Below are 18,517 nucleotides of genomic sequence, written 5' to 3'. Positions count from 1 at the left end.
GTCCGCCATCAGCCCGGACTGCTCGGGCTGTCGGGACTGTTTTCCGCCGGTGGCTGCGTGTGCTTCAGGAAGAACTGTGACGCGACGATGCCCACCTCGTACAGCAGCCCCATCGGGAGCAGCAGCGCGATCATCGACACGGCATCCGGCGGCGTGACCAGACCCGCCACCGCCGCTGCCGCCACCCAGAAATAGCGGCGGAATTCGCGCAGCTGCTCGACCGTGAGCACGCCAAGCCGTGTCAGCACCACCACGGCCACCGGCACCTCGAATGCCACGCCAAAGGCGATGAACATCGTGATGACGAAGTCGAGGTAGGCCTCGATGTCCGGACTCACGGCCACCGAGGCAGGCGCCATCGACTGGATGGCCGGGAACGCCTGCCCGAAGACAAAGAAATAGCAGAACGAGACACCCAGATAGAACAGCAGGGTGCTGCTCGTCACCAGCGGCAGCACCAGCCGGCGTTCGTGCTTGTACAGGCCCGGTGCCACGAAGGCCCAGATCTGGTAGAGCACCCACGGCAAGGCCGCGCCGAATGCGATCAGCAGCGTCACCTTGATCGGGATGAGAAAGGGCGAGACCACGCCGACGGCGATCATCTTCGAGCCCTCGGGCAGCGCCTTGACCAGTGGCAACGCCAGCAGGTCGTACATGCGCGACGGGCCGGGAAACAGGCAGAGCAGTGCGAAGATCGCGCCGACGCCGTACACGGTCTTCAGCAGGCGGTCGCGCAGTTCGATCAGGTGGCTGACAAAAGGCGCTTCGGTGCCTTGCAGCTCATCGGTGGGTGTGGGCATGGAACCAGGGGATCAGAACGATCGCGTCGAGCGTGCAGGGCGGAAGCGTGCCACCCGGGCGGCGCCCGACTGCACATGGCGGCGCACGTTCTCGCTTTTCTTGTACCACTGGGGCACCGCGGAACGCTTGATGCGCCAGTTCTTCTTGGGTGGCTTGTAGGCGGTGGGCGCAGGCGCGCTGTCCCAGTTGTAGGGCTCGTAGGTGGGCGTGTCGCCATCGACACCCTGACCGAGGGCGGCATTGACGTCGCGTGTGGCGTCATGCAGTCCGCCGGAGACCGACTGGCTCATGTCCCGGGCGGCGGTCTCGAACTGTTCGCGCACCTTGGTGAGTTCTTCCAGCTCGATCGAGCGGTTGACCTCGGCCTTGACGTCGGCGACATAGCGCTGCGCCCGGCCGATCAGCGTGCCGGCCATGCGGGCCACCTTGGGCAGCCGCTCCGGGCCGATCACGACCAGCGCGATGCCCGCCACGAGCATGATCTTGGAAATGCCGATGTCGAGCATGGGTCAGGCGCCGAGACGTGTCACTGTGGCCATCACGACTTGGTCTTGGCTTCGACGTCGATGGTCTGGCTGTCGAGGCGCTTCTCGGCAACGACCTGGGCGGCCGGTGCCGCCGTGTTCGCGGCTGCTGCGGTGGTGGCTGCGTCCGTCTTGTCGCTGTCCTTGACACCATCCTTGAACCCCTTGACGGCCGAGCCGAGGTCGGAGCCGATGCTCTTGAGCTTCTTGGTGCCGAAGACCAGCACGATGATGACGAGGAAGATGATCAGGTGGGTGGTGGACAGGCCCATGGTGGTGCTCCGGTACGGTGTGTGAGGCGTTGGATGGATTGTTCGGTGGATCGTTCAATCGCGGGATTCTAGGGTCAGCCGTGTTTCCAGGGCCGGGGGCCCCCCATCACATGCATGTGCAGGTGGTAGACCTCCTGCCCGCCGTCCGGTCCTGTGTTGATCACCGTGCGAAAACCGTTGGTGGCACCCTGCTCGACCGCCAGCCGCGGCGCCAGCGCCACCATGCGGCCCAGCAGCGCTTCGTGCTCTGCCGTCACGTCGCCGAGGCCGGTGATGTGCTGGCGCGGAATGATCAGCAGGTGCACGGGGGCGACCGGGCGGATGTCCTTGAACGCGATCAGTTCATCGTCCTCGTAGACCTTCTGGGCGGGGATCTCGCCGGAGGCGATGCGGCAGAACAGGCAGTTCGGATCGTGGCTCATGGCACTGCGGGGGTTAAGAGTCGATGGAGATGGAGTCAGAGCGGGGGGGCGAATCAGGTCTTCGGGCGACTGGCGAACTCGGCGAGCCCGGACAGGCCTTCGCGGCGCTCCAGCTCGGCGATCACGTCGGCCGGCGTCAGGCCGAACTGTGCCAGCGCCACGAGGCTGTGGAACCACAGGTCGGCCACTTCGTAGACGATCTTCTGCGCGTCACCATCCTTGGCGGCGATCACCACCTCGGTGGCCTCCTCGCCGATCTTCTTCAGGATGGTGTCGGTGCCCTTGTGGAACAGGCGTGCGACATAGCTCTTGTCCGGGTCGCCGCCACGGCGCGTGGCGATGACCTCGGCGAGGCGGGCCAGGCTGTCCTGGGAGGTCATGGACGTCGTCGGCGTTGTCATGGCTTGGCGTAGATGGTGTGGGGATCCTTGAGCACGGGCTCGACCGGCTGCCACGCGGGCTGTCCGTCTTCGCCCGGCAGCAGGCGTTCGTAGAAGCAGGAATGGCGCCCGGTGTGGCAGGCGATGCCGGGTTCGTGGCCGCGCTGCGTCACCTTCAGCAGCACGACGTCCTGGTCGCAGTCGAGACGGATCTCGTGCACCTGCTGTACATGGCCCGACTCCTCGCCCTTGTGCCAGAGCCGGTTGCGCGAGCGGCTCCAGTAGACGGCTTCGCCGCGCTCGGCGGTGAGCGCCAGCGCCTCGCGGTTCATCCACGCGAACATCAGCACGTCGTGCGTGCCCGCTTCCTGCGCGATCACGGGCACGAGGCCCTCCGCAGTCCATGCAATCTTGTCCAGCCAGTTCATGCGGGGGAGTGTAGCAACCGGACATGACCGCTCCGCGCGTTCCGTGACAATTGCCCCATGGCACACCTTGACCCTGTTCAATCCCTCGCCACGCCCCCTGTGGTGATCACGCTCGGCGACGCGCTGGGCATCGGCCCGGAAACCATCGTCCGCGCCTTCCTCGATGGCCGCACTGGCCCGGCCGGACAGACGCTGGTGCTCGGCGAGCCGGCGGTGCTGCGCCGCGCGGCGGCGGTGTGGCGCCAGCGGGCCGATGTGCCCGAGCTGCCCATCGCCGTGATCGATTCGGTTGCCGACCTGCCGCTGGTGCCGCCCGGCGCGCTGCCGGTGCTGCTGCCGAGCTGGCGCTGTCCGGAGCTGGCGCAGGCGCCGTGGGGCACGGTGGACGCCCGCTGCGGCCGGCTCGCGGCGGTGTGCATCCGCGACGCGGTGGCATTTGCCAGCCGCGGCGAGGTCTCGGCCATCGTCACGGCGCCGATCCACAAGGAGGCGCTGTTCGCCGCGGGTGAGCCGTATCCGGGCCACACCGAGATGCTGGCGGCCGAAAGCGCGCTGCACGGCCAGCCGGCGGACGTCCGCATGATGCTGGCCAATGAGGAACTCAAGACCGTGCTGGTGACGGTGCACTGCGCGCTGCGCGAGGCCATCGAGCGGGTGACCTTCGACGCCGTGCTGTCCACGCTGCGCATCGCGCACGCGAGTGCGGCGCGCTGGGGCCAGCCGGTGCCGCGCATCGCCGTGGCCGGACTGAACCCGCACGCGGGCGAGGGCGGGCTGTTCGGCCGCGAGGAGATCGAGGTCATCGCGCCGGCCATCGCCGCAGCCCGCGCCGAGGGCATCGACGCCCGCGGCCCCTACGCGCCCGACACGGTGTTCATGCGCGCCCGCACCGGCGAGTTCGACGTGGTGCTGGCGATGTACCACGACCAGGGGTTGATCCCGGTGAAGTACCTGGGGGTGGAGCAGGGCGTCAATGTCACGCTCGGCCTGCCCTTCGTGCGCACCAGCCCGGACCATGGCACGGCCTTCGACGTGGCCGGGCGTGGGGTGGCGGATGCGTCCAGTCTGGTGGCGGCGCTGGCGATGGCGCGGCGACTGGCTCAGCGCAGCGCGTAGTCGAGCACGGCGCCGGCAAAGACCGCCGCGCCCACCCAGTGGTTCTCGCGGAAGGCGCGGAAGCAGCCGTCGCGCGAGCGGTCGCGGATCAGCGTCCAGTGCCACAGTGCCTGCGCAGCGGCGACCGCGATGCCGGCCAGGAACATGGTGCCCAGCCCCGCTTGCAGACCCAGCCAGGTCCAGACCGCCAGGTAGACCGCGTAGAACGCCATGATCGCCGCCACGTCCCAGCGGCCGAGCGTGATGGCCGAGGTCTTCATGCCGATCTTCAGGTCGTCGTCGCGGTCGACCATGGCGTATTCGGTGTCGTAGGCCAGCACCCAGAACAGGTTGCCGGCCAGCAGCCCCCAGGCCAGCGGCGGGATCTCGCCGCGTGTCGCCGCGAAGGCCATCGGAATGCCGAAGCTGAAGGCCACGCCCAGCACCGCCTGCGGCATCGACACGAAGCGCTTGGCATAGGGGTAGACCAGCGTCACGGCCAGCGCACCAAAGGACCAAGCGATCGCCAGCGGATGGGTCGTCAGCACCAGTGCAAACGCTGCCAATGCCAGGGCGGCACCTACGGCCAGCGCTTCCTTGACCGACACCGCACCGCTGGTGACCGGGCGCTGCGCAGTGCGCTTGACGTGGCGGTCGAAGTCGCGGTCGGCGACGTCGTTGATGCAGCAGCCGGCGCTGCGCATCAGGATGGTGCCGAGCGTGAACACGGCCAGCAGGTGCAGTCCTGGAAACCCGTTCGCGGCCAGCCACAGCGCGGTCAGCGTGGGCCACAGCAGCAGCAGCCAGCCAGCGGGCCGGCTCCAGCGGATCAGGTCGAGGTACAGCGCAAGCCGGTCGGCGGGGCGGGGGGCGGTGGCGTTCATGGCGTCGATTGTCTCGCGTCACCGCACCGCCTTGCCGGATTCAGAGCATGGTCTCGGGCAGCGAGGGCATCAGCTCGGCGGTGCGGGTGTCCTCGAGTTCCAGCTCGCGCGGACGCTGCGGCCGGTCGCGCTCGCGCCACTTGAGGACGAACTCCAGCACCTGGTCGGCCGGCATCGGGCGCGAGGCGAAGTAGCCCTGCACCATGTTGCAGCCCTCGGCTTCGAGCACATTGACCTGCAGCGGCTCTTCCACGCCCTCGGCCACGGTCGACATGCGCAGCGACTTGGCCAGCGCCAGGATGTTGCGCACGATCGAGCGCGCGTCCCGGCTGATCAGCAGCTCGCGCACGAAGGCGCGGTCGATCTTCAGCGTGTCGAACGGGAAACGGCGCAGATAGGCCAGCGAGGAGTAGCCGGTGCCGAAGTCGTCCAGCGCGATCTGCACGCCCAGCCGGCGCAGCGCGTGCAGCCGCTCCACCGTGCCGCGGTTGTCGTTGATGAACACCGATTCGGTGATCTCCAGCTCCAGCCGGCCCGGTGCCAGACCGCTGGTCCGCAGCGCGCGCTGCACGGCTTCGGGCAGGTTGTGCGTCATGACCTGCACCGGCGAGATGTTGACCGCCACCTGCAGCGGATCCGGCCAGCGGGCCGCCTGGCAGCAGGCCTCGGTCAGCGCCCACTCGCCCATCGGCAGGATCAGGCCACTTTCCTCGGCCACCGGGATGAACTCTGCGGGGGGGATCGGGCCGTGTTCCGGGTGGTTCCAGCGCAGCAGGGCTTCGAAGCCGATGACTTCCCAGTCGTGCAGGCTGACCTTGGGCTGGTAGTGCAGCGAGAGCTGGTTCTTCTCCATCGCTTCGCGCAGGTCGCGCTCCAGCACCAGCCGGCGGCGGATCTGCTCGCCCAGCCGGGCAACGAAGAAGCGCATCGAGCCGGTGGCATTCGCCTTCGCGTCGTAGAGGGCGAGGTCGCCGTTCTGCATCATCTCGTCGACGGTGGTGCCGTCCTGCGGGAAGCGCGCGATGCCGATGCTCACGCGCACCGGCACGGCCGCGCCCATCACCTCACAGGGTGCGCGCATGGCGTCGACGATGCGCTGGGCGGTGGTGCCGATCTCGGCCTCCTCGCGCACCGAACGCAGCAGCACGGCGAACTCGTCGCCGCCGAGCCGCGCCACGACATTGTTGCGCCCGACCGCTTCCTTGATGCGCCGCGAGACCTCGACCAGCAGCGCGTCGCCCGTGGCGTGGCCGAGGGTGTCGTTGACGTTCTTGAAGCCGTCCAGGTCCAGGCACATCACGGCGCCCTGGCTGAGGCGTGTGCGGCTGTTCTGCAAGGCACCTTCGAGCAGCACGCGGAAGTGCGCACGGTTGGTCAGGCCGGTGAGGGTGTCGTAGTGGGCCAGCCAGGCCAGACGCCGGTCGGCGATGCGGGCCTGGGTCACGTCACGGGCCACGCCGCGCCAGCCGATGGCGCTGCCGCGTTCGTCCACCAGCGGCTTGGCGGTCATCGACCACCAGCGCTGCTTGCCCTGGACCACCATGGGCAGCAGCACGTCGCGGAACGGGTGGCCCTGGGTCAGCCGCTCGTGCAGCGTGTTGGCGGATTCACGGTCGGCCTCGCTGAGCTTCTTCTGCAGATCGGCCAGCAGCGCGAGCAGCGAATGGTCGTTGAGGTCTTCCACCGTCAGGCCCAGCGCGCCCGCGAACTGCTTGGAGACATGCTTGAGGCGGCCAGCCGAGTCGATTTCCCACAGCACGTCGCTGCCGTGTTCCTCGAAGTCGCGCAGCAGCAGGCCGATGAGCTGGTTCTGGTGCTCGGCCTTGACCTCGGCGCTGACACGGGCCTGCAGATTGCGTCGCACCCCGCGCGAGGCGCCGATGGCCAGTCCCGCCAGCAGGATCCACTGCGCTGTGCCGTGGGTCTGCAGCGTCGAGCCCCAGCCGACATAGCACACCAGCGTGCCCACACCCATGGCGCCGACGAAGGCGTTCATCGCTCTGGGCAGTGACAGCAGCGTGAACGCCCCCGCGCTGAGCATGGCCACCATGGTCAGGCCGATGGCAAGCTGGTGCGAAGGCCCGTGGTCGAAGATCAGCGTGGTGGGGGCCAGTCCCCAGACGGCCCCGATGAGCGCGGCATGCAGGTCATAGGCCGTGATGCGCCGGGACGAGACCGCCGAGGCGCGGTGGCGGCGGTGGTTGAACCAGAACTGCAGCTGGGCCAGGGTGAGGGCGACGATGGCGGTGAGCCAGACCAGCAGCAGCGCCTGTGGAATCTGCGGCGAGGCGGAGAAGGCCAGCAGCAGGGCACTCATCAGCGACATGCCGGCCATGAACGGCAGGGTGCGCAGCACGGCCGCGTGCTGGCGCAGGCGCACCCGGGCCTCGACCGCGGCTTCGGACGACTGCACGGAGTTCCGGCGGTCCTTGCTGCGGCGTTCCGCCTCGCGGCGACGCGGTGACGTCGGGGAAGTGCGGCTCGTTTTCGGGGAGGAGGGCATCGGGAAACTCGCAACCGGACATGTCGGACCATGTCCCCGTTGCTGATTTCGGCAGCGATGCGGGCAGCTTGAGCGGGCGGGGGGCGCCGCCGACGCTCCTGGATCAGTCGGTCACGCGGCGTACCCCGTGCAGCGGACACTGGTAGACGGCGTTGCGCAGTGCGGCAATGGCCTCGTAGCGCGTGAAGGAGCGCCGCCAGGCGAGGACGATGCGCCGGGTCGGGATCGGGTCGCTGAAGGGGATGTAGCGCAGCAGCGCATGCGGCTCGGCCAGCGCATGCCCGACCGGCACCGACAGCTGCGGCACGACCGTGATGCCCATGCCCGAGGCGACCATGTGCTTGATGGTCTCCAGCGAGGAGCCTTCGAAGCTCTTGCGGATGCCCTCGGTGTCACTGGAGAAGCGGGCGAACTCCGGGCAGACCTCCAGCACATGGTCACGGAAGCAGTGGCCGGTGCCCAGCAGCAGCATGGTCTGCTGCTTCAGCTCCGCCGACGAGATCGAGGTCCGTTCTGCCAGCGGGTGGTGCCGCGGCACGGCGACCATGAACGGCTCGTCGTAGAGCGGCGCGATGGCCAGACCGGTGTCCGGGAAGGGCTCGGCCAGGATCGTGCAGTCGAGTTCGCCAGTGCGCAGCATCTCCAGCAGCCGCACGGTGAAGTTCTCCTGCAGCATCAGGGGCATCTGAGGCAGGTGCGCGATCGTGTTGCGCACCAGGTCGGGCAGCAGGTAGGGGCCGATGGTGTAGATCACGCCCAGCCGCAGCGGGCCAGCCAGCGGATCCTTGCCACGCCGCGCGATCTCCTTGATCGAGGCGGCACTTTCCAGCGTGGCCTGCGCCTGCCGGATGATCTCCTCGCCGAGCAGCGTGACGCTGACCTCGCTGCCGCCACGCTCGAAGAGCTTGACCTCCAGTTCTTCCTCCAGCTTCTTGATGGCCACGGACAGCGTGGGCTGGGAGACGAAGCAGGCTTCGGCGGCCCGACCGAAATGCCGCTCGCGTGCGACAGCCACGATGTAACGCAGTTCGGTCAGGGTCATGGCAAGTCCCGGAGACATGCGGCGAAGATGCCGCACTCGCGGGATTGTCCTCAAAAAACCGGGTCGCGTGTCATGGTGCGTGCCCGGATGACCGCCTTGCCATGCTGGGTGAAAATGTGGCGCGTGGGCATCGGCCGGGTTTTCGTCAACCCGAAAACGGGGCGGATGTCAGTGATGCGTATCTATAATTCGCGGCGTTTTTGCTTGATCGTCATCAAACACTACATATGAGCAAACAGATAATTGCCACGGTCGCTTCCGCTCTTGCACTTGCCGCCGGTGTGTCGTCCGTGCATGCTCAGGACAATCCGGCTGGAGATGCGGCCAGCGGCCAGAAGAAGGCTGCGATGTGCATCGGATGCCACGGCATCCCGAACTACCGCGCCAGCTTCCCCGAAATCCACCAGGTGCCGATGATCTCGGGCCAGGGTGCCAAATACATCGTGTCGGCACTCAACGCCTACAAGAAGGGCGAGCGCAAGCACCCGACGATGCGTGGCATCGCCGCCTCGCTGTCGGATCAGGACATGGCCGACCTCGCCGCTTACTACGCCGCCCATCCGGTGCCAGCCTCGGCGGCTGCCGCTGCCAAGGTGCCGAGTGCCGCTGTGGCCGAGTTGCTCAAGAAGGGCAACTGCGCGTCCTGCCACGGCGAGAACATGAACAAGCCGATCGACGGCAGCTACCCCAAGCTGGCCGGCCAGCACGCCGATTACCTGTTCGTGGCACTCAAGGCCTACAAGACCGAGAACAACGCCAGCATCGGCCGCGGCAACGCGATCATGGGCGGCATGGTCAAGCCCTTCACCAACGCCGAACTCAAGGCGATGGCGAACTACATCGGTTCGATGCCCGGCGACCTGTCGACCGTCACGAACGCGAAGTTCCGCTGACGGTCGGAGCGGTCTGCCGATGCGCGAGGCCTGCGGTCGTCAGGTCTTGCGCGGCGTCCAGCGGGCCAGCAGCAGGGCATTGCTGATCACGCTCACGCTGCTGGCGGCCATCGCTGCACCCGCCACCACGGGGCTCAGCAGCCCGAAGGCCGCCAGCGGAATTCCCACCACGTTGTAGGCAAACGCCCAGAACAGGTTCTGGCGGATCTTGGTCGTCGTGCGACGCGAGATGTCGATCGCGTCGGCCACGGCACGCGGGTCGCCGCGCATCAGCGTGATGCCCGCTGCGTGCATGGCCACGTCCGTGCCGGTGCCGTCGCTGTGCGTGATCGCCATGCCGACATCGGCGGCGGCCAGCGCCGGCGCGTCGTTCAGGCCATCCCCGACCATCGCCACCCGCGTGCCATCCGCACGCAAGGCCGCGATTACCCCGGCCTTGTCGCCGGGCAGCACCTCGGCCCGCACTTCGTCGATGCCGAGTTCCCGACCCACCGCACCCGCCGCATCGCGGTTGTCGCCGCTGACCAGCAGTGTGCGCACGCCCAGTGCGTGCAGCTGGTCGATCGCCTCCCGCGCGCCGGGCTTGAGCGTGTCGCCGAAGGCCAGCAGGCCGAGCAGTTCGGGAGCGCAGGGTGTTCCTGGCGCGCTGTCCGCCGGGATCTGTGCCAACCAGGCCAGCGTGCGGCCCTGCGATTGCCACTGCTCGGCCCTGCTCTGCAGCGGCGCGACCGGCACGCCCAGCTCCTCCATCCAGCGCCGGCTGCCCAGCCGCAGCGCACGGCCCTGCACCATGCCCATCACGCCGCGGCCAGCCTGCGCCGACATCCGCTCGGCCGGCGGGACGGGCAAGCCGGCGGCGGCCGTCACCACGGCGCGGGCCAGGGGATGCTCGCTGCCCGACTGCAGCGCGGCGGCCCAGAGGAGCACGTCCGCATCCGCCTGCCCCGGCGCGGCGACATGGCCGACCAGCGCCGGCTTGCCCGCCGTGAGCGTGCCGGTCTTGTCGAAGGCGACGGTGCGCACCGCATGGGCGAGTTCGAGCGCCTGTGCGTCCTTGATGAGGATGCCGTGGCGCGCCGCTGCGCCGGTCCCGACCATGATCGCTGCCGGCGTGGCCAGCCCCAGCGCACACGGGCAGGCGATCACCAGCACCGCCACCGCCCGCAGCACGGCCATCGTCCAGTCGCCGCTCGTCAGGCCCCAGCCCAGCAGCGTGATGAGGGCGATCACCACCACCGCCGGCACGAACACGGCGCTCACCTGGTCGACCAGCCGCTGGATGGGCGCCTTCTTCGCCTGCGCCGACTCGACCAGCCGCACGATGCGCGACAGCGTGGTCTCGGCGCCGACCGCCAGCGTGCGCACGACCAGCCGGCCTTCGCCATTGACGGCGCCGCCCGTCACGCGCTGCCCGGGTTCACGCGCCACCGGCAGGCTCTCGCCGGTCAGCAGCGATTCATCGACATGGCTGCTGCCGTCGAGCACCTCGCCATCGACCGGGATGCGCTCGCCGGGCCGCACCACCACCCGGTCGCCGACCCGCAGCCGGGCCAGTGGCCGGTCGGCTTCGGTGCCGTCCGGGCCGATGACGTGGGCGAACGCGGGGGTCAGGGCCTGCAGCCCGCGGATGGCGTCCACCGTGTGGTGCCTGGCACGCGACTCCAGCCATTTGCCCAGCATCACCAGCGTGATGACCACGGCGGCGCTCTCGAAATAGAGGTGCGGCATGCCGGCAGGGTCGTTCAGCAGCAGCCAGACCGACAGCGCGTAGGCCGCTGTCGTGCCCAGTGCGACCAGCAGGTCCATGTTGCCGCTGCCGTTGCGCAGTGCTGCCCAGCCGGCGCGGTAGAAGCGGGCGCCGAGCCAGAACTGCACCGGGGTGGCCAATGCCCACTGCAGCCAGCCGGGCAGCATCCAGTGCCCGCCGAACACCTCGGCCAGCATCGGCAGCACCAGCGGCGCCGACAGCAGCGCCGCGATCGCCACCCGCCGGCCCTCGTTCAGCCAGGGCTCGGCGACGACGGGGGCTGACGCACCCTCCGCGACCTCGTCTGGCACGCTGAAGCCCGTGCGCTTCACGGCCGCCTGCAGCGCCTCGCGGGTGGCGGTGTCGGCGCGGGCGACGACATGGGCCTGCTCGATCGCGAGATTTACCTCGGCCTCGACCACGCCCGGCACCTTTTTCAAGGCCTTCTCGACCCGTGTCACGCAGGAGGCGCAGGTCATGCCGTCGATCGGCAGGGTCCATTCGCACAGGGCGGGTTCGTCAGGCTTCAAGGCGGTGTCCATGGCGCGACTGTGCCCGGATTGGCCCGGTCTGGTTTGATGTCTGTCAAGTCAGGCGGTGTGGGCACTCTGCACGGTCGATCCGCCTACACTGTTCCGGTTCTCGACCCCACCGCTGTTTGCAGGAGTTCGTCCGATGTCCGCTGCCACTGTCCGTTCCCTGTTGCCCACTGTCGCTGCTGCCGTGCTCGCGGCGACGCTCGGCCTGCCCGCCTCCGCCCAGACGCTGCGCTGGGCCACCCAGGGCGATCCGCAGACCATGGACCCGCACTCGCAGAACGAGTCGCTCACCAACCAGATGAACGCGCAGGTCTACGAGACGCTGGTCGGCCGTGACAAGCAGCTCGGCATCGTGCCGCAGCTCGCCACCGAGTGGCAGCAGACCGGGCCGCTGACGTGGCGCTTCAAGCTGCGGCCGAACGTGAAGTTCCACGACGGCTCGCCCTTCACCGCAGACGACGTGGTGTTCTCCATCCTGCGCGCCCGCGAGCCCAGCTCCAACCTGATCGCCTACGCCAACCAGGTCGGCGAGCCGAAGAAGATCGACGCGCTGACGGTCGAGTTCCAGCTCGCGCAGCCGAACCCGGTCTTCCTGCAGCACATGAACACGCTGTTCATCCTGAGCAAGGCGTGGGCCGAGAAGAACCGCGTCACCAAGCCGCAGGACTTCAAGAACAAGGAAGAAAGCTTCGCGGCGATGAACGCCAACGGCACTGGCCCGTTCCTCCTCGTCAGCCGCCAGCCCGACATCAAGACCGCCTACAAGCGCAACCCGGCGTGGTGGGGCAAGTTCGAGGGCAACCTGCAGGAAGTGGTCTACACCCCGATCAAGAGCGACGCGACCCGGCTCGCCGCGCTGGTGTCCGGCGAGGTCGACTTCGTGCTCGACCCGGCCCCGCGCGATGTGGCGCGGCTGAAGTCGACCGCAGGCGTGAAGGTCATCGAGGGCATGGAAAACCGCGTGCTCTTCATCGGCATGGACCAGTCGCGCGACAAGCTGCTCTACGGCCAGGTGCCGGGCGACGCCAATCCGTTCAAGGACGTGCGCGTGCGCCGCGCGCTCTACCAGGCCATCGACATCGAGGCGATCAAGTCGAAGCTGATGAACGGACAGGCGATCCCGACGGGTGCCGTGGTGCCGAGCCCGCTGGGCAGCCTGAACGATCCGGAGATCGAGAAGCGCCTGCCGTTCGACCTGACCGCTGCGCGCAAGCTGATGGCGGACGCAGGGTACGCCGACGGCTTCGAGGTCGGCCTGGACTGCCCGAACAACCGCTACGTCAACGACGAGGAACTCTGTGTCGCGCTGGCGGGCATGTGGTCGCAGCTCAAGGTCAAGGTGCGGGTCAACGCCATGCCGCGCGCAACCTATTTCCCCAAGCTGCAGAAGCTCGACACCAGCCTGTACCTGCTCGGCTGGGGCGGCTCGATCACCGACCCGGAGACGACCTTCACCCCGATCTACCGCAGCCGCGCCGACAAGGGCGTGGGCGACTGGAACTTCGGCAATGTGAAGAACGACAAGCTCGATGCGCTGGCGGCGGCGTCCAGCAAGGAGGCCGACGTGACCAAGCGCCAGGCGCTCATCAAGCAGGTCTTCGCCGAGCACAACGCGCAGGTCCACCACATCCCGCTGCACCGCCAGTTCGTGCCCTGGGCGGCGCGCCAGAACGTGACCGTGGTGCACCGCGCGGACAACTGGCTGGAATGGCAATGGGTGAGCGTGGCGCCGCGTTGAGCGCGGACCCAAGACGGGATCAAGGCGGCCACGGGCCGCCTTTTTTGTGCTTGCCGCAGGCGGGGTTGTGGGTGGGGGTGACCGGGGGGGAATACGCCGCGAAAGGCTGCGCTTATCGGATTCCAGTTCCCGGTTCCGGGCGGAAGAATGGCGGCGAACCCCGTGTCCACGGCCCGACCGTTCCGATTCCACCCCCCAGATGTCCGGCGACAGCGCACAAGACAAGCAACTACCCGCCACCGAGCAGCGCCTGAAGAAGGCGCGCTCGGAAGGCCAGGTCGTGCGTTCACGCGACCTCGGTCACTTCGCGGTGGTGGCCGCCTGTCTGGGCGTGATGTCCGCCGTGGCGCCGCTGGTCACGCAGCGCCTGCGTGACCTGCTGGCGGCGGCCTTGCGCTTTGACAGCGTGACGGTGTCCAGCCCTGCCTCCATGGTCGAACGCCTGGGGGTGGTGGTGCCGGACATGCTGTTGCTGAGTCTCTTCCTGGGCTGCGTGGTCGGGTTGATGTCGGTGGCCGCCTCGCTCGTGTCGGGGGGCTGGGTGTTCACGATGAAGGCGGTGGCTCCCAAGTTCAGCAAGCTCAACCCGCTCAGCGGCCTGGCCAATCTGCTGTCGAAGGAGCGGCTGAGCGACACGCTCAAGTCCTGTGTGCTGGCGCTGCTGCTGGCCACCGTGGGGGCGCTGTGGATGTGGGCGCACCGGGAGGATTTTGTGCGCAGCCAGCGTGTCGAGCTGAGCGCGGCGTTCCACGAGGCGGGGGGCCAGATCCTGTCCGGGCTGTGGCTGCTGGTGATCGTGCTGGCGCTGTTCTCGGTGATCGACCTGCCGCTGCAGCGCTTCCTGCACGCCTCGAAGCTGAAGATGAGCCACCAGGACGTCAAGGAAGAGCACAAGCAGCAGGAGGGCAATCCGGAGATCAAGGGCCGCCTGCGCCAGCGCATGCGGGAGGCCTCGCAGCGCCGGATGATGGCGGCCGTGCCCTCCGCCGATCTCGTCGTGATGAACCCGACGCACTACGCCGTGGCGATCCAGTACAGCGAGGCCAGCGGTGGCGCGCCCAAGGTGGTGGCCAAGGGCACCGATCTGGTGGCGATGAAGATCCGCGAACTGGCGACTGCGTCACGTGTCCCGGTGCTGGAGGCGCCACCACTGGCCCGCGCGCTCTACGCCACGACGGAGCTGGACCGCGAGATTCCCGTGGCGCTCTACAGCGCCGTCGCCCAGGTGCTGGCCCATGTGTTCCGTCTGCGCGAGGCCATGGCCGGTCGCGCACCGTACCCGGCATCGCTTGATCTGGTGCCTGTGCCGCCAGAGCTGGATCCGGCCGATCCCCGTCACAACCGGCACGCCGCCCGCCACGGTGGAGCCCCCACGCCATGAACGCCCTGACCCTGAACCTGCAACGCCTGTTCGGCCGCAACACCGCCTGGCTGCAGGGCATGGCGGCGCCGGTGATGATCATCATGGTGCTGGCCATGATGGTGCTGCCGCTGCCGACCTTCCTGCTCGACCTGCTGTTCACCTTCAACATCGCCACGGCGCTGATGGTGATGGTGGTGGCGTCCTACATGGTCAAGCCGCTGGACTTCGCGGCCTTTCCGTCGGTGCTGCTGCTGACGACCTTGCTGCGGCTGTCGCTGAACGTGGCGTCGAGCCGGGTCGTGCTGCTCGAAGGCCACACGGGGCCGGGCGCGGCGGGCGCGGTGATCGAGTCCTTCGGCCATTTCCTGATCGGCGGCAACTTCGCGGTCGGCTTCATCGTCTTCGCGATCCTGGTGGTCATCAACTTCGTCGTGGTGACCAAGGGCGCCGAGCGGATCGCGGAGGTTGGTGCGCGCTTCACGCTGGACGCCATGCCCGGCAAGCAGATGGCGATCGACGCCGACCTGAACGCCGGCCTGATCGACGAGAAGGAAGCCAAGCGCCGCCGCATCGAGGTCGGCAACGAGGCGGAGTTCTTCGGCTCGATGGACGGTGCGTCCAAGTTCGTGCGGGGCGACGCCATCGCCGGCATCCTGATCCTGTTCATCAACATCATCGGCGGCTTCATCATCGGCGTGGCCCAGCACGACATGAGCGCCTCGGCTGCCGCGAGCACCTATGTGCTGCTGGCGGTGGGCGACGCGCTGGTGGCGCAGATCCCCAGCCTGCTGATCTCGGTGGCGGCGGCGATGGTGGTGTCGCGGGTCGGCAAGGAGCAGGACGTCGGCACCCAGATCATTGGCCAGATGTTCCGCACGCCGCAGGCCGTGGGCATGGCGGCCGGGGTGATCGGCCTGCTCGGGCTGATTCCGGGCATGCCGCACCTGGTGTTCCTGACCGTGGCCGGCGGGCTGGGTTACCTGTCCTACTCGATGCGCGGTCGGGGCGACCGGCTCGCCGCATCCGACGCCGCTGGCCAGCTGGCGGACGACGAGCCCGCGCTGCGCGCCCCGGGTGAAGAGGCGAGCTGGGACGATCTGCAGCCGGTGGACACGCTCGGCATGGAGGTCGGCTACCGCCTGATCGCGCTGGTGGACAAGGAGCGGGGCGGAGATCTGCTGAACCGCATCAAGGGCGTGCGCAAGAAATTCGCGCAAGAGGTGGGCTTTTTGCCGCCATCAGTTCACATCCGTGACAACCTGGAACTCAAGCCGAGCATGTACCGCCTTACCCTGCGCGGCGCGGTCGTGGGCGAAGGCGAAGCCTATCCAGGGATGTTTCTGGCCATCAATCCTGGCAATGCACAGCCTGCGCTGCAGGGTCAGCTCACGGTCGATCCGGCCTTTGGACTGCCTGCGGTGTGGGTCGACGAGCGCCAGCGAGAAACTGCCCAAATGGCCGGGTACACCGTTGTTGATTCCTCGACCGTCGTGGCGACCCATCTTTCACACTTGATGCAACAACACGCGGCCCGTTTGCTGGGCCGCACCGAAACCCAGGCGCTGGTCGAGCATGTGACCAAGCTGGCCCCCAAACTGATCGAAGACGTGATCCCCAAGATGATCGGCATCGTCCCACTGCAGAAAATCCTCCAGTCCTTGCTGGAAGAGGGCGTGCACATCCGCGACATGCGCTCGATCGTCGAATCGCTGGCAGAACAGTCGGCTGCCGGGGTGACCGATCCGGCCGAACTGGCCCGGCGGCTGCGCGTGGCGCTGGCCCCTGCCATCGTCCAGCAGATCTACGGCACCCAGCGCGAGCTGGACGTGATCGCGCTGGAGCCCGAGCTGGAGCGGCTGCTGACCCAGGCGCTGACCGCCGCCAACGGCCCGGTGCTGGACCCGAGCGTGGCCGACCAGCTCAGCCGTGGCGCCTTCGACGCGGCCCGCCGCCAGGAAGACCTCGGCCAGGCGGCCTGCCTGCTGGTGCCCGATGCGCTGCGCCCGACCTTGTCACGCCTGCTGCGCCGCGCTGCGCCGCGCCTGAAGGTGCTGGCGCACAGCGAAATACCTGACACCCACTCGATCCGCATCGGTTCGATCATCGGAGCACACTCATGAATGTGAAGCGCTTTTTCGGGCGCAACTCGCGCGAAGCGATGCAGAAAGTGCGTCAGACCTTCGGCGACAACGCGGTGATCCTGTCGACCAAGCCGAGCAGTGACGGTGTCGAGGTGGTGGCGATGCCATCCGAGAGCATCGAGGCGCTGGATCGCCACGATGCCCCTCCTGCGGCCCCTGCGCCACAGCCCGCTCCCCCTGCGCCTCAGCCGAGCCGGCCGGCGCCCCGCTCGCTGGCCGCCGCCTCCGCGCCGCCTGCCGCTGCGGCAGCGGCTCCTCGGGCACCTGCCGTTCCCGAGCCACCGTCCACGCCGGTGCAGGACGATGTCGGCACGCTGGCGATGAGCACCTTGTCCTTTCAGGACTATGTGCGCGAGCGCATGCTCAAGAAGCGCAAGGCCGAGCTGAGCGGGCGTGAAGGTGCCGAGGCTTCCGAGTCCGATGCCCGTGCCGCCGCTGCCGAATCCCGGGCCGCGCCGCGGGCGGATCTGCGCCACGATGCCCGGCGCGATCCGCCGTCCGCACGCTCGGCGCCGCTGTCCGAGCCCAGCTACGGGGACTGGTCCTTGCCGCCCGACAGTGCCCGCATGTCCGCGCCGGCCCCGGCGCCGGTCTCGCCAGGTGCCGAGGAGGGCTCGATCCGTCCCTTCCTGCTGAGCCCGTCGGCGCCTGTTCGTTCCTCTGCTGCCGCACGTCCCGCGGCGTTCGCTGCGCCCCCTGCGGACACCCGCTCGGTGGCGGTGGACGAGGGCTTCGACGACGAACCCGAGATCGCCTCGTCTCCCGCGGCCGACGCGGACATGCTGGCCGAGATCCGCTCGATGAAGAGCCTGATCGAGGAGCGTTTCACGATGATGGCGTTCATGGACCGGCTGCAGAAGAGTCCGCGCCAGGTGCAACTGAGCACCCGCCTGCTGGAATGCGGCTTCTCGCCGGCGCTGGTGCGCGAGATCGTCGATGGCATGCCCGGCGATGAGGCGGACGAGATGGGTGCTGTGGCCGATCTGCTGCAGCGCAACCTGCTCACCAGCGAGGACGAGGCCGATCTGGAAGACGAGGGCGGTGTCTATGCACTGATCGGCTCGACCGGCGTCGGCAAGACCACCTCCACCGCCAAGCTCGCCACCGCCTTCGCCACCCGCCACGGCCCGTCGCAGCTCGGCCTGATCACGCTGGACGCCTACCGCGTCGGCGCCCACGAGCAGCTGCGTGCCTATGGCCGCATCCTCGGCGTGCCTGTGCACACGGCCCATGACCGGGCGGCGATGGAAGACCTGCTGGACCTGCTGTCGGGCAAGAAGATGGTGCTCATCGACACCGCGGGCCTGGCCCAGCGCGATGCCCGCACCCGCGACCTGCTGGACATGCTGACCCACCGCAGCATCAAGCGCCTGCTGGTGGTCAATGCTGCGCAGCAGGCCGAGACGATCGAGGACGTGATCACCGCCTACAAGGCGAACCAGGCCAAGGGCATCATCCTGTCGAAACTCGACGAAGCGGTGAAGCTCGGGCCGGCGCTGGACGCCATGATCCGCCACCGTCTGAAGGTGCTGGCCGTCGCCACCGGGCAGCGTGTGCCCGAGGATTGGCACCACCTGAACAGCCAGACACTGGTCCAGCGCGCCCTGCGTGGCAGCGCTTCCCAGGCATGGCGCATGAGTCCTGGCGATGTGAGCATGGCCTTTGCCCGGCCGGGTGCCACGACCGGGCCGGTGCTGCGCCGCAGTGCTTACACCTCGCGAGACCTGGGTGCATGAGCCCGGACT

General features: G+C 68.4%; 16 protein-coding genes. 6 read left to right on the top strand and 10 right to left on the bottom strand.

Annotation, left to right across the window (positions count from 1 at the left end):
* Positions 1 to 8: 8 nt before the first annotated feature.
* From tatC to hisI, 6 genes are all read right to left on the bottom strand, one after another.
* Positions 9 to 800 carry a twin-arginine translocase subunit TatC gene (gene tatC / locus U5O44_RS08075; protein WP_322587919.1) on the bottom strand — a complete coding sequence of 264 codons (792 nt, stop codon included), beginning with the start codon at positions 798 to 800 and terminating at the stop codon, positions 9 to 11.
* Positions 801 to 812: 12 nt separating this feature from the next.
* Positions 813 to 1,307: a Sec-independent protein translocase protein TatB gene (gene tatB, locus U5O44_RS08070; protein ID WP_322587918.1), complete on the bottom strand. Its 495-nt coding sequence runs from the start codon at positions 1,305 to 1,307 to the stop codon at positions 813 to 815.
* A 32-nt stretch (positions 1,308 to 1,339) separates the two neighbouring features.
* Positions 1,340 to 1,597, bottom strand: coding sequence for a Sec-independent protein translocase subunit TatA (gene tatA / locus U5O44_RS08065; RefSeq protein ID WP_322587917.1), 258 nt, complete (start codon positions 1,595 to 1,597; stop codon positions 1,340 to 1,342).
* 74 nt (positions 1,598 to 1,671) lie between these two features.
* Positions 1,672 to 2,019, bottom strand: a complete 348-nt coding sequence (locus tag U5O44_RS08060; RefSeq protein WP_322587916.1) for a histidine triad nucleotide-binding protein — start codon at positions 2,017 to 2,019, stop codon at positions 1,672 to 1,674.
* A gap of 53 nt (positions 2,020 to 2,072) precedes the next feature.
* Positions 2,073 to 2,420: a phosphoribosyl-ATP diphosphatase gene (locus tag U5O44_RS08055; protein ID WP_322587915.1), complete on the bottom strand. Its 348-nt coding sequence runs from the start codon at positions 2,418 to 2,420 to the stop codon at positions 2,073 to 2,075.
* A complete protein-coding gene (gene hisI / locus U5O44_RS08050) occupies positions 2,417 to 2,827 on the bottom strand; it encodes a phosphoribosyl-AMP cyclohydrolase (RefSeq protein WP_322587914.1) in 411 nt (136 codons plus the stop codon). The genes U5O44_RS08055 and hisI overlap by 4 nt, the downstream gene beginning before the upstream one ends.
* A 57-nt stretch (positions 2,828 to 2,884) precedes the next feature.
* Here hisI and pdxA point away from each other — a divergent pair, with 57 nt between their 5' ends.
* Positions 2,885 to 3,943, top strand: coding sequence for a 4-hydroxythreonine-4-phosphate dehydrogenase PdxA (pdxA, locus tag U5O44_RS08045; protein WP_322587913.1), 1,059 nt, complete (start codon positions 2,885 to 2,887; stop codon positions 3,941 to 3,943).
* Here the strand turns inward: pdxA and ubiA are convergent.
* From ubiA to U5O44_RS08030, 3 genes are all read right to left on the bottom strand, one after another.
* Positions 3,928 to 4,806, bottom strand: a complete 879-nt coding sequence (gene ubiA / locus U5O44_RS08040) for a 4-hydroxybenzoate octaprenyltransferase (protein ID WP_322587912.1) — start codon at positions 4,804 to 4,806, stop codon at positions 3,928 to 3,930. The two genes, pdxA and ubiA, sit on opposite strands and share 16 nt — an antisense overlap.
* A gap of 40 nt (positions 4,807 to 4,846) precedes the next feature.
* Positions 4,847 to 7,219 (bottom strand): putative bifunctional diguanylate cyclase/phosphodiesterase, encoded by a 2,373-nt coding sequence (locus tag U5O44_RS08035; RefSeq protein WP_322587911.1) that lies wholly within the window; start codon positions 7,217 to 7,219, stop codon positions 4,847 to 4,849.
* A 193-nt stretch (positions 7,220 to 7,412) separates the two neighbouring features.
* The gene (locus tag U5O44_RS08030; RefSeq protein ID WP_322587910.1) at positions 7,413 to 8,351 is read right to left on the bottom strand and encodes a hydrogen peroxide-inducible genes activator; all 939 of its coding nucleotides are present in this window, start codon (positions 8,349 to 8,351) and stop codon (positions 7,413 to 7,415) included.
* A 227-nt stretch (positions 8,352 to 8,578) separates the two neighbouring features.
* On the opposite strand from U5O44_RS08030, the gene U5O44_RS08025 reads away from it, so the two are divergent.
* Positions 8,579 to 9,244 carry a c-type cytochrome gene (locus U5O44_RS08025; RefSeq protein ID WP_322587909.1) on the top strand — a complete coding sequence of 222 codons (666 nt, stop codon included), beginning with the start codon at positions 8,579 to 8,581 and terminating at the stop codon, positions 9,242 to 9,244.
* Positions 9,245 to 9,283: 39 nt separating this feature from the next.
* Here U5O44_RS08025 and U5O44_RS08020 read toward each other — a convergent pair whose 3' ends face one another.
* Entirely contained in the window at positions 9,284 to 11,533 is a 2,250-nt protein-coding gene (locus U5O44_RS08020) for a heavy metal translocating P-type ATPase (RefSeq protein ID WP_416222141.1), read from the bottom strand.
* A 133-nt stretch (positions 11,534 to 11,666) separates the two neighbouring features.
* Between U5O44_RS08020 and U5O44_RS08015 the strand changes: the two genes are divergently transcribed.
* The 4 genes from U5O44_RS08015 to flhF all read left to right on the top strand — a co-directional run bounded on the left by U5O44_RS08015 (position 11,667) and on the right by flhF (position 18,508).
* The gene (locus U5O44_RS08015) at positions 11,667 to 13,268 is read left to right on the top strand and encodes an ABC transporter substrate-binding protein (RefSeq protein WP_322587907.1); all 1,602 of its coding nucleotides are present in this window, start codon (positions 11,667 to 11,669) and stop codon (positions 13,266 to 13,268) included.
* 199 nt (positions 13,269 to 13,467) lie between these two features.
* On the top strand, positions 13,468 to 14,649 hold the full coding sequence (flhB, locus tag U5O44_RS08010; RefSeq protein WP_322587906.1) for a flagellar biosynthesis protein FlhB: 1,182 nt from the start codon (positions 13,468 to 13,470) through the stop codon (positions 14,647 to 14,649).
* Entirely contained in the window at positions 14,646 to 16,751 is a 2,106-nt protein-coding gene (flhA, locus tag U5O44_RS08005) for a flagellar biosynthesis protein FlhA (RefSeq protein WP_322587905.1), read from the top strand. The genes flhB and flhA overlap by 4 nt, the downstream gene beginning before the upstream one ends.
* The gene (gene flhF, locus U5O44_RS08000; protein WP_322587904.1) at positions 16,748 to 18,508 is read left to right on the top strand and encodes a flagellar biosynthesis GTPase FlhF; all 1,761 of its coding nucleotides are present in this window, start codon (positions 16,748 to 16,750) and stop codon (positions 18,506 to 18,508) included. Before flhA ends, flhF begins: the two co-directional genes overlap by 4 nt.
* The last annotated feature ends 9 nt before the right edge of the window (positions 18,509 to 18,517 follow it).

This window comes from Sphaerotilus sp., from assembly GCF_034519685.1.
Lineage (GTDB): Bacteria > Pseudomonadota > Gammaproteobacteria > Burkholderiales > Burkholderiaceae_C > Sphaerotilus.
Note: the sequence above shows the minus strand (reverse complement) of the source record. Positions and strands in the feature narration are given on the sequence as shown.

Excerpts from the sequence above, each read along its gene's own strand:
- tatC (WP_322587919.1), bottom strand. The coding sequence starts at position 800 with ATGCCCACACCCACCGATGAGCTGCAAGGCACCGAAGCGCCTTTTGTC.
- U5O44_RS08060 (WP_322587916.1), bottom strand. The coding sequence starts at position 2,019 with ATGAGCCACGATCCGAACTGCCTGTTCTGCCGCATCGCCTCCGGCGAG.
- flhB (WP_322587906.1), top strand. The coding sequence starts at position 13,468 with ATGTCCGGCGACAGCGCACAAGACAAGCAACTACCCGCCACCGAGCAG.
- tatB (WP_322587918.1), bottom strand. The coding sequence starts at position 1,307 with ATGCTCGACATCGGCATTTCCAAGATCATGCTCGTGGCGGGCATCGCG.
- U5O44_RS08025 (WP_322587909.1), top strand. The coding sequence starts at position 8,579 with ATGAGCAAACAGATAATTGCCACGGTCGCTTCCGCTCTTGCACTTGCC.
- U5O44_RS08055 (WP_322587915.1), bottom strand. The coding sequence starts at position 2,420 with ATGACAACGCCGACGACGTCCATGACCTCCCAGGACAGCCTGGCCCGC.
- flhF (WP_322587904.1), top strand. The coding sequence starts at position 16,748 with ATGAATGTGAAGCGCTTTTTCGGGCGCAACTCGCGCGAAGCGATGCAG.
- flhA (WP_322587905.1), top strand. The coding sequence starts at position 14,646 with ATGAACGCCCTGACCCTGAACCTGCAACGCCTGTTCGGCCGCAACACC.
- ubiA (WP_322587912.1), bottom strand. The coding sequence starts at position 4,806 with ATGAACGCCACCGCCCCCCGCCCCGCCGACCGGCTTGCGCTGTACCTC.
- U5O44_RS08030 (WP_322587910.1), bottom strand. The coding sequence starts at position 8,351 with ATGACCCTGACCGAACTGCGTTACATCGTGGCTGTCGCACGCGAGCGG.
- U5O44_RS08015 (WP_322587907.1), top strand. The coding sequence starts at position 11,667 with ATGTCCGCTGCCACTGTCCGTTCCCTGTTGCCCACTGTCGCTGCTGCC.
- U5O44_RS08020 (WP_416222141.1), bottom strand. The coding sequence starts at position 11,533 with ATGGACACCGCCTTGAAGCCTGACGAACCCGCCCTGTGCGAATGGACC.
- tatA (WP_322587917.1), bottom strand. The coding sequence starts at position 1,597 with ATGGGCCTGTCCACCACCCACCTGATCATCTTCCTCGTCATCATCGTG.
- pdxA (WP_322587913.1), top strand. The coding sequence starts at position 2,885 with ATGGCACACCTTGACCCTGTTCAATCCCTCGCCACGCCCCCTGTGGTG.
- hisI (WP_322587914.1), bottom strand. The coding sequence starts at position 2,827 with ATGAACTGGCTGGACAAGATTGCATGGACTGCGGAGGGCCTCGTGCCC.